Here is a 14,428-nt window from a genome sequence, read left to right as displayed (position 1 = left end):
GATTCCCCATAAGATTATTAGCATTCACCTGCTACCCGCTGAGACGGTGGACCCTAGTCAGGGAGATGCTCGGCAGCCGCGTCGTTGCCGACGGCGCGGAGCTCTTGGGAAGATTCGGAGCTGCAGGCGAACTCATCGGCGGCTTTACGGAGGCGGCGGCCTTCGGGGGCCGACCGGTAGAAGGGGTCTGCATGGAGGAGAGCACGGACTCTCTGCACACCTTTGCGTATGGGGAGGACGCGGTGAGATTCCGGGATGGAGAGCACGGATCGTAGGGCATCCTCAGCACCGTCCAGCGCGTGGAGGCGAACGCGGGCGATGGCAAGGTCGGCCCGTGCGATGGCTTCCGAGTTGTGCGATCGGTCGATATACGGGGCGTCCTGGTAGGCGGTTACGGCGTCGTGGGCGGCTCGTTCGGATTCGGTGGGGTCCGGGTACCAGGCGGCGGTTCCGGCGATGATGCCGAGTTGTTCGGGCAGCGAGAAGCGCATCAGGCCGCCGATGTCGTCCAGGTCGTCGGGTTCCACATGGTCGCGGATGCGATGGCTGCGGGTGAGCGCGTGGCGGCTGCGGCTGGTGTCTCCGATAGCGGCGTACGCGCGGGCCTGCTGCACGAAGGGCAGCACGGCGATCGATCCTCGGACCCGTTCCGCGTCCAGGGCGGCTAGGTCAGTGTAGTGGATCGACCGGGTGAAGTCCTTCATCCAGTAGGCGGTGGCGGCCTGTTCGGTGCGTACGACGACCCGCAGCCCGAGATGGCCGGATCGTTCCGCGCACAGCAATCCGGCGTCCTGATAGATGATTGCCTGCCGCGTGTCGCCCAGGTCGCGCGATGCGTGCGCGAGCATGGCGCAGACCAGACCGGCGAGAAGGTAGATCTCTCTGGCCTGGCGGGGCTCGGCTGGACCGTCCAGCAGGCGGAAGGCCGCCCGTCGCGTGACGATCATTTCCTCGACGTGGGCGCTTAGACGATCTCCGTAGCTGCGGGCGAACTGCTGGACCTGAACCCACAGCAGAGCGACCATCTCGGGGGCCGGTGCCTGCTCCGCCCGCGCCAGGAAACGCAGCGTCTCATCAGCGTCGTTACCAGCGGAATGTTCCGGCGGCCCGAATGGAAACACTGGAGAGGGCGTTTCCCCGCGGTGACCACCCGCGAAAACCGGTTCATCTGCCGTCGGTGAACCCGACGTCGTCCCGGCCATGCGCGGAGGGCTCATCAGGTCGCCGATCGGCCGCTGGCAGAGCGCTTCCAACACGGCGCTTGCGGACGGATGCGGGCGGTCGACGGTGCCCGCGAACCAGCGTTTTGCCTGCCGCTCGCTGACCGTGTCGGCTCGCGCGCCGATCCGCTGTGCCGCGTCTGCATATCGGTGGCGGAAGTCGTCCAGGGTCCACCCCTGCTCGCGGACCCACTGCGCCAGCAGCGTGCGGGGCTCGACCGGAACGGACGACACAAGCGGTCTCCTTCACGTGACTGCCCCACCAGCATCCCGGCCCACACCACCCGATGTCACGGTCGTGCGGCGACCCTCGACGAAATGGCACGTAGACGGCACCCAAACGGCACTCCTGGCTCTCACAGGGCCACTCCGTAACTACACGAAGAGTCCCCTAAACGTCACTGGGAGCCATACGGCGGCTCGCGAACACTGATCTCCGTGGTGCCCGTCGGGCTGGCCCCGATGCCCCCGGCGGGCACCGCGCAGCGGTCGTCCTGTCATGTGAACAGCGGGGAGTGGATGTGATCGAGATGTTGCCGGCGGCGGCGTTCGGCCTGGTGCCGTTCGGTCAGGCGTTCGCGCGGGAGCTGCACGCCGCGCCCACGGTGGGTCTGCGTCCGGACCAGATGCCGGGCCTGGTCGGGCCGTGCACGATGTACGCAGCGGAGTCGGACGCACTGATGGCGCAGATGGCCGGCGGCGTCGCCCGGGTCCACGAGGTGATGTACGGACCGGAGCTGCCGTCGACATCTGATCTGGCCGCGGTCGATCTGCTACTGGTGGGCTGGTCGTCGCGGGCGCTGGCGCTGGGCCGCACCTGGGTGACGCACCGGACGGCGGGCCTGGCCACCCTCGACCCCGACCAGGTCAAGGCCGTCCACCTCCTGCGTCAGGCGCGGCGGGCACAGCTCGTCGGGGCGTGGCAGGACAAGGCATCCGACTGGCCGACCGTGCTGGACGCCTGACCTCCCTTGGACCGGCCTGCCCGTTCGTGACCCTCCCCCCGATGGTCCGGACGGGCAGGCCCCGACCCGCGGCTCACTGGAGGGGTCATGGCGTGGCAGACAAGTGCGGTGGCGCCGCTGTGCCAGTTCGGCCGGCACGGCGCCGAGATCCTCATCCGCTACCGGTACGCCGGAACCCCGGTGCTGCTGGCGATCCCCCACCCGGTGTGGCTGGCGATCGTCGAGACCCTGCGGGCGGACACACCCGGTGAGCTGGGCACCGGGTGGAGCAGGTGGCACGGGACGGAAGGCGGGGCCGTCCTGGTGGCGCTGCGCCAAGGACATGTTCATCTCGGCTTCGGCTACGTCCAACCGGTCTCCCTGCGGATGCCGGCATCGGTGTGGCGCCAGATCACTGCGGCCATCCGCGCCCGGGCCGTCGACCGACTACCCGCCGTCGACGCCACCGAAGCGGCCTCGGCCCGACGGGCCGTGCCATGACCGCACCCGACGACCAGACGGGCCACGACCGGGCCGGCCAGAGCAAGCGCAGAGCGGGCGGTAAGCACCCCGGGCGGGCCATTGCGGCGTACAACCCGGTGGGGTCGTTCCGACAGCGGATCGGCCTGGCGCTGGCTGCGCGGATCACCAGCGAGATGCCGGACGTCGACGCGGACACGGTCCGGGCGATCGTCGCGCGCACGGTGGAACTGCTGGCCGGTCCGGCGGTCCACCGGTCGGTGACCTTGTCCGACCCGATGCTCTACCTGATGGCCCGCGCGCTACGCGACCCGGCCGCGCACCGGGTCGTGGCCGGCCTTCGGCTCGATCTGCCGGACCTGCCGGACCTGCCGGACCTGCCGGACCTGCCGGACCTGCCGGACGCGGACGACCTGTGACCGGGCGACCCACTCGCAAGTGATCACCAGGACCGGCGGCGGACTCCCCGTCCACTCCGTGCCCACTCCTTGCCCAGACCGGGGTGGGAGATACCGCGCCGACTCCGCACCCACTCCGCGCTGGCTCCCGGTCCACTCCGAGCCCACTCCGTAACCAGTCCGGGATTCCGACACCGCGCCGGCTCCGTGTCCACTCCGCGTGGAGTCCCGGGATAATCCGTGAAATCTCCGCATCCACACACTTCTCAAGAGCGCACGGCCGCGGCAGGATTAAAAGGCGGGAACATTCCGGTTTCCGCCTTTCCCCTTCCTGACCCCCGGGGGTTCCGTGCGCCGTTCTGCAGCAGGCAGATCAAAGGCTTGTTTCAGGCAGGAACTGGTCCTCCGTTCGACACGACCTGCCGGTAGCGTACCGATCTGTCGGATCGTTACACAGGGTGCGGAACGGGGGCGGGTCGTCCTGCCGTATTTTCGCGATCATGTAAGGCGAGCGGGCAGCATCCGCCCGAAAGCGGTGGCCTGATGCGTGCCGGACACGGTGCCCTGACCGGCTCTGGCGGCGCACCGGCCACCTCGACCGGGGACGATGACGTCCGTCTCTACGATCCGGAGCAGGCGGCGGCGTTGTTGCGGGTGCGGGAGTCGACGTTGCGGGAATGGGTCCGCCGTCGCAAGGTTCCGCATCGCCGGCTGGGTCGGGCCATCCGGTTCTCCGCCGATGACCTCCGGAAAATCATTGCCGGGTCGGTGGTCATGCCTCTGTCGGTACCGGGTACCGCCGTTGCCGGGCTGGTGCCGGCGTCGGTGGTACCCGTCCCGCTGCCCGAACGGCGCCGCTCAGGCCGATAGCCGCCCGTTCTCGCCGCCCTCCGAAATGCTCGTGGTGTCGGCGTTATCAGCGGTATCGGCATTGTCGGTGGCGTCGGAAGGGTCGGGGTCGCCAGTGATGAACGCGGCCTGGAGCGCGTCCAGGTCGCCCCGGTCCACCTCGGGCAGCAGGTGGCCGTACCGGTCCACGGTGGTCGTGATCGACCGGTGGCCCAACCGGCGTTGGATGCTCGGCAGCGGCCGTCCGGCCGAGATCAGCCACGCCGCGTGCGTGTGCCGAAGGTCGTGGATGCGCAGACCCGCCGGCAGCTCGGCGCCCAGAACCGCGGGCTTCCACACCCGGTTGTAGAAGTGCGAGTGGCGCACCGCCGTACCCCGCTGCGTCACGAACACCATCTCGTCGCCGTCTTTGCCGCTCCACAGCGGAATCAGCACGTCCACCAGCTTCGCGGGCAAGGTGACGGTCCGCCGGGACGCGCGGGTCTTCGGCGGCCCCAGCTTCAGCGATCCGTCGGCCTGCCGCTGCAACGACTGCCGAACGGCGATCGTCCCGGGGCTCGCCAACAGATCGACATGCCGCGCGGTCAGGCCGGTGGCCTCCCCCCACCTCAACCCGGTGAGCGCGAGCGTGGTCACCAACGGCCGGTAGTGCTTGGGCAGGGCGGCCAACAGCCGGTCCAGCTCGGCGGGGGTCAGAAAGTGCATCTCCTCCCCCACCACCTCCGGCAGCCTGGTCCGGGCGCACGGGTTCCCGAGCCGCATCGCCTGCGGCTCGTGCGCCGCAGCGGCCTGGAACAGCGCCGAGAGCAACCCGTGCTGGTTGCGGACCGTCTTCGGCGCCAACCCCTTGTCCTGAAGGCCCTTCACCCACCGGCCCACATCCGTGCTCGACACCTCGGTGAGCTCCCGGTCGCCCAGATCCGGCAGGACATGCTTGCGAAGATCGCGCTCATAGTCGTGCGCGGTCCGCCCCCGCACCCCGGACAGCCCCGACAACCAGAACTCCGCCCATCGCCGGACGGTGCACGGTAGACCAGCGATCGGACGGGGCGGGCGGCCGTCCTCGACCACCGGCGTCGGGCGCCGGTTACCGGCGGCTTCCACGAGCTTCTTGTAGACCTCGGCCTCGGCCCGGGTGGCGAACTTCTCGTACTCCGGGGTGCTGCCTCGGCCACCCTCACGCCACATGACACGGACGTGGTTCGCGCGCTCCTGAATCCAGGCCACGCGGCCTCCTCTCGGCAGGACCCGAGAGACAGCCTAGATCAGCGGTGCTACCCGATGACCATGATTGGTGCTACCCGCAGCGTGCTACCGGGCAGAAAACGCCTGGCAGAGCGCCTATAACTCTGGGGTGGGTGACGGGACTTGAACCCGCGACCACCGGGACCACAACCCGGTGCTCTACCAGCTGAGCTACACCCACCATCGGTGGCGCCATGGGTGGCGCGGCGCCATCGTGGTGCACGCACATAGTACCGGTCGCAGACACCACCCGGGCGGACGGGTGGCAGGTAACGCCTACATCACGCTACGTTCGGGCTGGCAGCTTCCGTCTGGGCGCGGATCCCGGCCGAGATCGCACGCGCCTGTTCGCTGGTGGGTCCCGGCGCGGGCACGAACAGGGCCTCCCGGTAGTAGCGCAGCTCCTCGATGCTCTCCTGGATGTCGGCGAGCGCCCGGTGGCCGCCGCGCTTGGCCGGGGCGGCGTAGTAGGTACGCACATACCACCGCCGCGCGAGCTCCTTGATCGAGGAGACGTCGATCATCCGGTAGTGCAGATGGCCGTCCAGCGCCGGCATGTAGCGGGCGAGGAACGTGCGGTCCGTGGCGATCGAGTTGCCGCACAGCGGTGCCCGGCGAACCTCGGGCACCCGCTCCCGCACGTAGTCGAGGACCAGCTTCTCCGCTTCCGGCAACGCGAGCGCGGAGGCACGGACGGCAGCGGTCAGGCCGGACGTCTCGTGCATCTCGCGGACGACGGGAACCATGGCGTCAAGCGCCTCGTCCGGCGCCGAAAGCACCAGATCGATGCCCTCATCGAGCACATTGAGCTCACTTTCCGTAACAAGGCAAGCCACTTCCAGCAACAGGTCGGACGCCGCGTCCAGGCCCGTCATCTCGCAGTCGATCCACACCAGACGATCCATCCCGCTGACACTAGGGTCTCCGGCCGGCTCCGTCACGCGCCCGGGCAGGGTGATCAACCAAGCGCACCAGATTGATTACGGACCGTGAAAACCACCGTGATCGCCTTGTCCGGCGCCCCGGTCGGAATCGCCGTCAGGGTGTACCGGCCGTCGGGTGCCTGGCCGGTCTGCCAGCCGCCGTCCGAACCGGGCGAGAAGATGTACGGCGGACGAGCGACGTTGATCTGAAATGGCACGGCGAGGGGTCCGTTGAGCACCCAGCTCAGCGGCCCGGCATAGGTGAGCGAGTCGACTTGGATCACCCGGAATCCGCTGATCAGGTCGTTCTGCTGAACACCCGCGAAGGCGAGCGCCGGCCGCAGGTTCGCGGTGCCCGTGGGCGCGACGGTCGCACTGGCAGGCACCGACGTGGCGTGGGTCTGATCGGCTGCCGAGGTGTCCTTCTCATACCCGAGGACCAGGATCGGCATGAGTACCAGCGCCGCGCAGAACAACGCCAGGCCGATCCAGCCTCGTTTGAGCGCATCCACCGTGTTCGGGTCCCTTCGCCACGCCGGCACTGGGATCCGATAACTCTAACCAGGCGCTTAGTGGTACCGGCGTCGCCGTCGGCCCGGCGGACGGTTCGGAAGGTGCGCCGGGCCGCGGTTGTCACGCGGTCTCTGGCGTACCCCTCGCCGACTGAGCCCCAGGACGCGTTGCTGCGCGATGCGCTCCTGCCGAAGACAGCGGCCACGATCCACGCCCCGACCGTAGCCGTCATCGGTCCTTCGTGCACCCCCGTCACATGGTGTTTACCTTGTCCTCGGCGCGTCGCCCGATGCCGCCCGACGGTGGGGGCCACCCGGATGAGTGGCCCCCACCGGTCCTCAGGCAGCGAGCGCGAAACTGGGCTCGAGTGCCAGCTCCAGCACCTCCCGCACGTCGCTCACCAGGTGCACCGTGAGCGCCTCGCGCACCGGCGCGGGCACGTCGTCCAGGTCAGGCCCGTTGCGCTGCGGCAACAGAACCGTGGTGATGCCGGCCCGATGCGCGGCGAGCAGCTTCTGCTTCACCCCGCCGATCGGCAGCACCCGTCCGGTCAACGACACCTCGCCGGTCATTGCCACGTCCGGACGGACCGGCCGGCCAGACAACAGCGACGCCAGCGCCGTCGTCATGGTCACCCCGGCGCTCGGCCCGTCCTTGGGCACCGCGCCGGCCGGCACATGCACGTGGACGCCCCGCTCGGCGAGGTCCCCGACGGGCAGTTCCAGCTCAGCCCCGTGGGAACGCAGGTAGGACAGCGCGATCTGCGCCGACTCCTTCATCACGTCACCGAGCTGCCCCGTGAGCGTGAGCCCGGCGCCGCCCGTCTCCGCATCGGCCAACGACGCCTCGACGAACAGCACGTCCCCGCCGGCGCCGGTGACAGCGAGCCCCGTCGCGACGCCCGGCAGCGCCGTGCGCTCCGCCGACTCGGGCGTGAACCGCGGCCGGCCCAGGTAGCTGGCCAGTCCCGCCGCGTCCACCGCGACCGGCAGCGCGGCCGCTCCGAGCGCCACTCCGGCCACGACCTTGCGCAGCAGCCGGGCGATCGCCCGCTCCAGGTCACGCACCCCGGCCTCGCGGGTGTACTCACCGGCGAGCGTCGCGAGTGCGCCGTCGTCGACGGCGACGTCGCCTGCCACGAGCCCCGCCCGCTCCAACTGACGGCGCAGCAGGTGGTCACGCGCGATGACGACCTTCTCCTGCTCGGTATAGCCGTCGAGCCGGATGACCTCCATCCGATCCAGCAGCGGAGCCGGAATCGCCTCGACCACGTTCGCGGTCGCCAGGAACAGGACATCGGACAGGTCCAGCTCGACCTCGAGGTAATGGTCTCGGAAGGTGTGGTTCTGCTCCGGGTCGAGCACCTCCAGAAGCGCCGCGGTCGGGTCGCCCCGGTAGTCGGCGCCGAGCTTGTCCACCTCGTCCAACAGGACGACAGGGTTCATCGCGCCGGCCTCCTGGATGGCGCGGACGATCCGGCCGGGCAGCGCGCCGACATAGGTCCGCCGATGACCGCGGATCTCCGCCTCGTCCCGCACGCCACCGAGCGCCACCCGGACGAACGAGCGCCCCATCGCCCGCGCGATCGACTCGCCCAACGAGGTCTTGCCCACCCCGGGCGGCCCGGTCAACGCCAGCACTGCCCCGCCCCGGCGACCACCGACGGCCCCGAGCCCGGCGTCAGCCCGCCGGCGACGCACCGCCAGATGCTCGATGACTCGATCCTTGACGTCCTCCAGCCCCGCGTGGTCGGCGTCGAGCACGGCGCGGGCGGCGGCGATGTCGTACGCGTCCTGCGCCCGCACATTCCACGGCAGGTCGAGCACCGTGTCCAGCCAGGTCCGGATCCAGCCGCCCTCCGGCGAGGACTCGGCCGTCCGCTCGAGCTTGTCGACCTCCTTGACCGCCGCGACCCGCACCTTCTCGGGCAGGTCGGCGGCCTCGATCCGGGCCCGGTAGTCCGCCGGCTCCGAGCCTTCCCCGTTGCCGTCGCCTTCGCCCTTTCCGCCGCTCCCGAGTTCAGCCAGCTCCTTGCGCACGGCCTCGAGCTGGCGGCGCAGCAGGAACTCACGCTGCTGGCGGTCCATCCCCTCCTTGACGTCGCGCCGGATCGTCTCGGCGACCTCCAGCTCGGCGAGGTGCTCCTTCGTCCAGGCCACCAGACGGCTCAGCCGGACCTCCACCGCCGACGTGCCCAGCAGCTCGATCTTCTGCGCGGTGCTCAGATAGGCGGCGTAGCCGGCCGTGTCCGCGAGCGTGGACGGATCGGTGATCGTTGCGACCGAATCCACCACCTGCCACGCCCCACGCTGACGCAGCAGATCGGTCACCAGTGCCTTGTACTCCCGGGCCAGCTGCTCGACCGTCGCCGCATCGGTCGCCGCGCCGAGCACGGTCTCGATCTCACCGACCTCGGCCCAGCGCGCCGCCTGCGCATCCGGGCCCGGCCGCAAAGCAACAACCCGGACGCGGGATGTCCCGCGCACGACCGCGGCCGAACCCCCACGCGGCAGCCGCCCCGTCTGCTCCACCACGCCGACCGCCGCAACCTCGGCGAGCTGACCATCCACCCGCGGCACAAGCAGGATTTCGGCTTCGCTGGCGGCGGACCGACTGGAGATCCCCGGCGCTCGCGCGTCGGGCGTTCCAGGCGATCCGCCGATGCGGGCGGCCTGCACGGCCGCGCGAGTCTCGTCGTCAGCCAGGTCGAGGGACACGACCATGCCGGGCAGGACGACAGCATCGTCGAGCGGCAGGACGGGCAACACCCTGTTCTGTGCCATGCGGTCCACCCTCACGTCAGGAACTTGAGTCCAGCTGGCTTAACTCAGATCAGCGTGACCTTGTTCCCAAGTCTTATCGCTCTGGGCGAACGGTTAGCTGGAGACCCGCCGGGCCCGCGCCGGCGGCCCGGATCTCAGGCGCCGAGCGGTTCCGCGGAACCGCAGCTCGACCCGCGAGCCACCGGATCATCCATGCTCCTCGCGGGCAGGCTCGCGACGCCCCGCTCACATCCCCGATCTTGACGACAACCATGGGCTCACGGCGTAGCGACGGGGCCGGGGTCACTCGATGTCGAACAGTCCCTGGCGGACGGCGTACATCACGGCCTCCATGCGGGAGTGCAGCTGGAGCTTGTCGAGGATGTTGCGCACGTGGTTCTTGACGGTGTTCTCGCTGATGAAGAGCTTACGGGCGATCTCCCGGTTGGCCCGGCCCTCGGCCACGAGGCGCAGAACCTCGAGCTCACGGGCGGTCAGGTGTGGGGCGGGCGCGCGGGGGCGGTCGTCCGAGCCCCGGGCCATGGTGGCGAACTCGACCATCAGTTTGGAGGCCATCGACGGGCTGATCAGGCTCTGCCCGTTGTGGACCGCGCGGACGGCGTCGGCCACCTCGTGCGGGGGGATGGATTTCAGCAGATACCCGACAGCGCCGGCTTTGATCGCCTCGAACAGGTCCGACTCCTCGTCCGACATGGTCAGCATGACGATCTTGGTGCGCGGCACGGCGCGGCGGATGGCACCGGCGGCGGCGATGCCATCGCGGCCAGGCATACGGACGTCCATCAGGACGATGTCCGGCAGCGTGCCGGAAGCGAGGGCGAGCGCCTCCTGGCCGTTGCCGGCGCTCCCGACGACGCTGATGTCGTCCTCGATCTCCAACACGGTCTGCAGACCCTGGAGGAAAAGCTCATGGTCATCTACCACGAGGACCCGGATCGGCGCGGAGCCCTCGACGGTGCCGGCTTCAGCGGCCGACGGCGGCACGACACTGGCCGTCATCACACACCCGGGAAAGAGGGTTCGGACACTCTTCGACTCTACGTGATGAAGGACATACCAGTGGTCGTAGCAGCGCCCGCGAGGCGGAGACACCAAGGCCCATGAACGCATCCGACATGCCGGAAATAGTACGTCGAGCAGGCAGACGGCCTGCGGGTATCGACAGGTTCGTCCGCGATGAGGCAGCCGATTTGGCTCGGCCAGACACCGCAGACCACCCGAAATCGGGCGCCGAGCGGCGACATCCGCAATGCACGGCGGTTCGTCAATGACCAGCCGTCATTAGGGCAACGAGGCTAACTATCATCGATGAAAATACGCGATGTACGATATGCGCGGCCCGAGGGGTGGCACCTTCTGTCGGGAGCCGGCAATCTCATCGGTATGACCGCACTCACCAGTGCCCCCAACCCGCGTCCTCTTCGCATCAAGCCGGGTACTTCCTGGTCCGATGCGTTCATTCGATGCCGGGCCGTAGCGCCGGAGGCGTTCGATGACGACCGCCTGCGCAATCTGTGGGGTGGACAGTGGCGCAGAAGTGGCAGTCCGCTACGTAGCCGGGCAGCTGTCGACGGCACGCAGATCATCGGGCCACCGATGATCGAGCCGGACGAGGCCCGGGAGGCCATCCGGGCCGCGCTCGATGATCACAAGCGGTGGCGAGATGTGGCGCTCAGCGAGCGTCGAGCGCGGGTGGGGACGGCTGTCGACGCCATGGCGCAGCATCGGGAGCTGCTCGCGCTGCTGCTGGTCTGGGAGATCGGTAAGCCCTGGCGGCTCGCGCTCACCGACGTCGACCGGGCACTCGACGGCGTCCGCTGGTACCTCGAGAACATCGACCGCATGATCGCCGAGCGCGGCCCGCTGCCGGGACCGGTCAGCAACATCGCGAGCTGGAACTATCCGATGAGCGTGCTCATGCATGCGATGCTCGTCCAGGTGCTCGCCGGCAACGGGGCCATCGCCAAGACACCGACGGACGGCGGAGCCGCCTGCCTCACCCTCGCCTGCGCGCTGGCCCGGCGGGAGGGGCTGCCGGTGTCGCTGGTGTCCGGGGCGGGCTCGCGGCTGTCCAGCGCGCTGGTGCGGGCGCCGGAGATCGGCTGCCTGGCGTTCGTCGGTGGTCGGTCGGCGGGTGGGCAGGTCGCCGCCGCGCTGGTCGACACGGGCAAGCGGCATTTCCTCGAGCAGGAGGGCCTCAACGCCTGGGGGATCTGGGAGTTCTCCCAGTGGGACCTGCTGGCCGCCCATCTGCGCAAGGGGTTCGAGTACGGCAAGCAACGCTGCACCGCCTATCCGCGCTATGTCGTGCAGCGCCAGCTGTTCGACCGGTTCCTCGAGACGTACCTGCCCGTCCTCCGCGGGGTGCGGTTCGGGCATCCGTTGGCGGTGGCCGACGACGGCGACGCACTGCCCGAGTTGGACTATGGACCGGTCATCACCGTCGACAAGGCAACGGAACTGGCTGGAAAGATCGACGAGGCGATCACGAAGGGGGGCGTGCCGCTGTATCGCGGTGACCTCGCGGATGGGCGGTTCCTGCCCGGGCAGGACACCTCCGCCTACGTGCCGCCGGTGGCGATCCTCAGCCCCCCGGCCGCCTGCGCGCTGCGCCACGCCGAGCCGTTCGGGCCGGTCGACACGATCGTGGTCGTCGACTCCGAAGCGGAGCTGCTCGCGGCGATGAACGCATCCAACGGGGCGCTGGTCGCGTCGCTGGCCTGCGACGACGAGGCATACGCCCGGCGACTTGCCGGGGAGCTCGCCGCGTTCAAGATCGGAATCAACGTGCCGCGGTCACGGGGCGACCGGGAGGAGCCGTTCGGGGGGCGCGGGGCGTCCTGGAAGGGGGCGTTCGTCGGCGGGGCGCATCTCGCCCGCGCGGTCACCGTCGGGAGCGACCCGGACGAGCGGCTGGTCGGTAACTTCCCGAACTACTCGCTGTATCCACCGGTGTAGTGCTCCGCAAGCGGGCCCAGGCGCAGGTCGGCGTCCGCGCAGCGGGCGGCGAGCTCGGGCAGGGCGCCCAGGGCGCTGTGCCAGGCGCCGGGCGCCGAGGTGCAGTCGCTGTCGTGCAGCAGCACCGTGGCGCCGCCGCGCAGGTCGGGGTCCAGGGTGGCCAGCACGCTGCGCGGTGTGGCCTGCGCCGTCCAGTCCCGGCCCCAGGCTGACCAGAGCACCGGGGTGAGATCCAGCTCCCGGGCGGCCAGCAGCACGCCGGACGTGAGGATGCCGTGCGGCGGACGGACGAAACGGGGTGGACGGCCCGTCACCTCGGCGATCAGGTCGCGGGTACGGGCCAGTTGGTCGCGGGTCGAGCGGGGTCCGCGCAACAGCATGGGACGGTGATCCCAGCCGTGCACGCCGAGCTCGTGCCCGGCTGCGGTCATCTCCCGTGCGAGGCCCGGCGCCCGGGCCAGCATGCCGCCGAGCACGAAGAACGTCGCCCGCACGTCGAGCTCGGCGAGCACCTCGAGGAAGCGTGGCGTGGACGCCGGGTCAGGCCCGTCGTCGAAGGTGAGCGCCACGTGGCCCGGCGCGCCGATCCCGGCGAGGCGCGGGGTGAGCCGCACCCGGGCGCGGCGCAGGGTCGTGAGTGACGGCAGGCCGTAGGCGACACCGGCGGTCGCGGTGGTCAGCGCGGCGATCCTCCTCATGCGGTGAGTCTGCTCGATCACTCCTGGCACCTTCTGGGCGAGGCGGTATGAGTCCGCTCACGCCGCGGGGTGATGATGGTCGTCCAGGGGGGAATGAGCCGTATCCGGGCTGGGGGCAGGGAGGATGTGCGTTGGCCGAGGATGCGGTGCTTCAGGCGTGGTTCCTGACCGGCGATGAGCGTGGGAATCCGGACACGGAGCTCATTGTGGTGCCGCGGCATCCGACCCAGGGCGGGGGGCTCTCCCTGCCACCGAACCTGGTCGGCCGCGAGCAGGCGCTCGAGGTCTGCCGGGCGGCGGGGGGCGAGCGGGTCGCGGTGTCCGACGTGGAGAACCATGCCGGGACACCCGTCTACGTCCACTCCAAGGCCGTGACGGTGGACGATGTCTGGCCGCCGGGACGGGTCGTGCCGCATTCCCCGGCGGCGCTTGGCCGCCTGCGGCGGGCCTGGGCGGCGCCGCTCTACCACGCGATCTACGATCCCGACGGGCGGCCGCGGCGGATGCGGGCCGCTGGACGATGGTGAAGAGGCTCAGCGCGGTGTCCTGGATGTTCGTGGGCGCCGTGGTGCTTGTCGTGGGCACGTTGGTCGTGCAGCAGGCGCCGACGCGGGTGCACATCTCCTCGCAGCGCCAGCGGGTGGTGCTCTGGGGGGATTCGCTGGCCTGGGAGGCCGGCAGCGCGTTCACCCGGGATGTGGAGGCTGACCGCGGTAACGCCGCGCTGGTGCGGACCTGGGGTGGTACGGCGCCGTGCGATTGGCTGGCCGACGTGCCCGCCCAGATCCACGCGTTTCGTCCGACCGTGGCGGCGCTGGCGTTCTCCGGCAACCAGGGCAGCGACTGCATGCGCGGGCGGGAGCTGATCGGCGCCTATCGGGCGGACGTGACCCGTCTCGTCGAGACGCTGACCGGTGCCGGGATCACGGTGATCCTGGTGGAGGCGCCGCCGCGGGCCGACCAGGCGGTGGATGCGGCTGGGCGTACCCAGCTGGACCGGCTCTGGAAGCAGATCGCGGCGGCGCATCCGCGCACGTCGGTCGCGGCGGCCGGACGCGCGGTGACGGATAACGGCCGGTTCACCCCGACCCTGCACTGCGTTGCCGGGGAGACCTGCGGGCCCAGCGGATTCGTCACCGTGCGCAGCCCGGACGGGACGCATTTCTGCCCTACGATCGTGCCACCGATGACGGCATGTCCGCTGCCTTCGCCGGGGGCGGTCCGGTACGGGACGGCGATCGCCGGGGAGGCGCTGGCCGCCGGGAGCGGATCAGACCACCCGGACGCGTCGCCCGGTGACGGAGCGGCGGTGCAGGCCGAGCTCGTCCCGCCAGGACAGGTAGTGCCGCGTCCGGCAAGGTTTGCCCTGAGTTGTGGACGGCGCGCCGGCCTGGGTCCCGCGCCTGTGCCGCGGCGG

14 protein-coding genes and 1 tRNA gene are annotated in these 14,428 nt (G+C 70.1%); 7 read left to right on the top strand and 8 right to left on the bottom strand.

Features of this window, described 5'->3' with window-relative positions; all coding sequences use genetic code 11:
• Positions 1–53 precede the first annotated feature (53 nt).
• Positions 54–1,454, bottom strand: a complete 1,401-nt coding sequence (locus tag MXD95_RS23775; protein WP_250642931.1) for an NsdA family TPR-like regulatory protein — start codon at positions 1,452–1,454, stop codon at positions 54–56.
• Positions 1,455–1,741: 287 nt separating this feature from the next.
• On the opposite strand from MXD95_RS23775, the gene MXD95_RS23770 reads away from it, so the two are divergent.
• The 4 genes from MXD95_RS23770 to MXD95_RS23755 all read left to right on the top strand — a co-directional run bounded on the left by MXD95_RS23770 (position 1,742) and on the right by MXD95_RS23755 (position 3,912).
• Positions 1,742–2,185 (top strand): hypothetical protein, encoded by a 444-nt coding sequence (locus MXD95_RS23770; RefSeq protein ID WP_250642930.1) that lies wholly within the window; start codon positions 1,742–1,744, stop codon positions 2,183–2,185.
• An 87-nt stretch (positions 2,186–2,272) separates the two neighbouring features.
• On the top strand, positions 2,273–2,665 hold the full coding sequence (locus MXD95_RS23765) for a hypothetical protein (RefSeq protein ID WP_250642929.1): 393 nt from the start codon (positions 2,273–2,275) through the stop codon (positions 2,663–2,665).
• Entirely contained in the window at positions 2,662–3,063 is a 402-nt protein-coding gene (locus MXD95_RS23760; protein WP_250642928.1) for a hypothetical protein, read from the top strand. Before MXD95_RS23765 ends, MXD95_RS23760 begins: the two co-directional genes overlap by 4 nt.
• Positions 3,064–3,585: 522 nt before the next feature.
• Positions 3,586–3,912 (top strand): helix-turn-helix domain-containing protein, encoded by a 327-nt coding sequence (locus tag MXD95_RS23755; protein WP_250642927.1) that lies wholly within the window; start codon positions 3,586–3,588, stop codon positions 3,910–3,912.
• Here the strand turns inward: MXD95_RS23755 and MXD95_RS29025 are convergent.
• The 6 genes from MXD95_RS29025 to MXD95_RS23725 all read right to left on the bottom strand — a co-directional run bounded on the left by MXD95_RS29025 (position 3,901) and on the right by MXD95_RS23725 (position 10,354).
• Positions 3,901–5,118 carry a tyrosine-type recombinase/integrase gene (locus tag MXD95_RS29025; protein WP_250642926.1) on the bottom strand — a complete coding sequence of 406 codons (1,218 nt, stop codon included), beginning with the start codon at positions 5,116–5,118 and terminating at the stop codon, positions 3,901–3,903. The genes MXD95_RS23755 and MXD95_RS29025 overlap by 12 nt on opposite strands.
• A 123-nt stretch (positions 5,119–5,241) precedes the next feature.
• A tRNA-His gene (locus MXD95_RS23745) sits at positions 5,242–5,317 on the bottom strand.
• 100 nt (positions 5,318–5,417) lie between these two features.
• A complete protein-coding gene (orn, locus tag MXD95_RS23740; protein ID WP_285223751.1) occupies positions 5,418–6,041 on the bottom strand; it encodes an oligoribonuclease in 624 nt (207 codons plus the stop codon).
• 53 nt (positions 6,042–6,094) lie between these two features.
• Complete coding sequence (locus MXD95_RS23735) at positions 6,095–6,571, bottom strand: hypothetical protein (protein ID WP_250642924.1); 477 nt, start codon at positions 6,569–6,571, stop codon at positions 6,095–6,097.
• A 339-nt stretch (positions 6,572–6,910) separates the two neighbouring features.
• Positions 6,911–9,355 carry an endopeptidase La gene (lon, locus tag MXD95_RS23730; RefSeq protein WP_250642923.1) on the bottom strand — a complete coding sequence of 815 codons (2,445 nt, stop codon included), beginning with the start codon at positions 9,353–9,355 and terminating at the stop codon, positions 6,911–6,913.
• A 282-nt stretch (positions 9,356–9,637) separates the two neighbouring features.
• Positions 9,638–10,354: a response regulator gene (locus MXD95_RS23725; RefSeq protein WP_250642922.1), complete on the bottom strand. Its 717-nt coding sequence runs from the start codon at positions 10,352–10,354 to the stop codon at positions 9,638–9,640.
• Positions 10,355–10,738: 384 nt separating this feature from the next.
• On the opposite strand from MXD95_RS23725, the gene MXD95_RS23720 reads away from it, so the two are divergent.
• Positions 10,739–12,313 (top strand): aldehyde dehydrogenase family protein, encoded by a 1,575-nt coding sequence (locus tag MXD95_RS23720; protein WP_250642921.1) that lies wholly within the window; start codon positions 10,739–10,741, stop codon positions 12,311–12,313.
• Here the strand turns inward: MXD95_RS23720 and MXD95_RS23715 are convergent.
• Positions 12,289–13,011, bottom strand: coding sequence for a polysaccharide deacetylase family protein (locus tag MXD95_RS23715; RefSeq protein WP_250642975.1), 723 nt, complete (start codon positions 13,009–13,011; stop codon positions 12,289–12,291). The two genes, MXD95_RS23720 and MXD95_RS23715, sit on opposite strands and share 25 nt — an antisense overlap.
• A gap of 131 nt (positions 13,012–13,142) precedes the next feature.
• Between MXD95_RS23715 and MXD95_RS23710 the strand changes: the two genes are divergently transcribed.
• Complete coding sequence (locus tag MXD95_RS23710; protein WP_250642920.1) at positions 13,143–13,538, top strand: phospholipase D-like domain-containing protein; 396 nt, start codon at positions 13,143–13,145, stop codon at positions 13,536–13,538.
• Positions 13,539–13,561: 23 nt separating this feature from the next.
• Positions 13,562–14,428: DUF459 domain-containing protein (locus MXD95_RS23705; protein ID WP_250642974.1), on the top strand; the 867-nt coding region annotated here is incomplete at its 3' end.

Source organism: Frankia sp. AiPa1, assembly GCF_023243075.1.
Taxonomy (GTDB): domain Bacteria; phylum Actinomycetota; class Actinomycetes; order Frankiales; family Frankiaceae; genus Frankia.
This window is presented reverse-complemented; position numbering and strand designations above follow the sequence as displayed.

Coding starts and splice junctions, on each gene's coding strand:
- MXD95_RS23715 (WP_250642975.1), bottom strand. CDS start 13,011: ATGAGGAGGATCGCCGCGCTGACCACCGCGACCGCCGGTGTCGCCTAC.
- MXD95_RS23725 (WP_250642922.1), bottom strand. CDS start 10,354: ATGACGGCCAGTGTCGTGCCGCCGTCGGCCGCTGAAGCCGGCACCGTC.
- MXD95_RS23755 (WP_250642927.1), top strand. CDS start 3,586: ATGCGTGCCGGACACGGTGCCCTGACCGGCTCTGGCGGCGCACCGGCC.
- MXD95_RS23760 (WP_250642928.1), top strand. CDS start 2,662: ATGACCGCACCCGACGACCAGACGGGCCACGACCGGGCCGGCCAGAGC.
- lon (WP_250642923.1), bottom strand. CDS start 9,355: ATGGCACAGAACAGGGTGTTGCCCGTCCTGCCGCTCGACGATGCTGTC.
- orn (WP_285223751.1), bottom strand. CDS start 6,041: ATGGATCGTCTGGTGTGGATCGACTGCGAGATGACGGGCCTGGACGCG.
- MXD95_RS23720 (WP_250642921.1), top strand. CDS start 10,739: ATGACCGCACTCACCAGTGCCCCCAACCCGCGTCCTCTTCGCATCAAG.
- MXD95_RS23765 (WP_250642929.1), top strand. CDS start 2,273: ATGGCGTGGCAGACAAGTGCGGTGGCGCCGCTGTGCCAGTTCGGCCGG.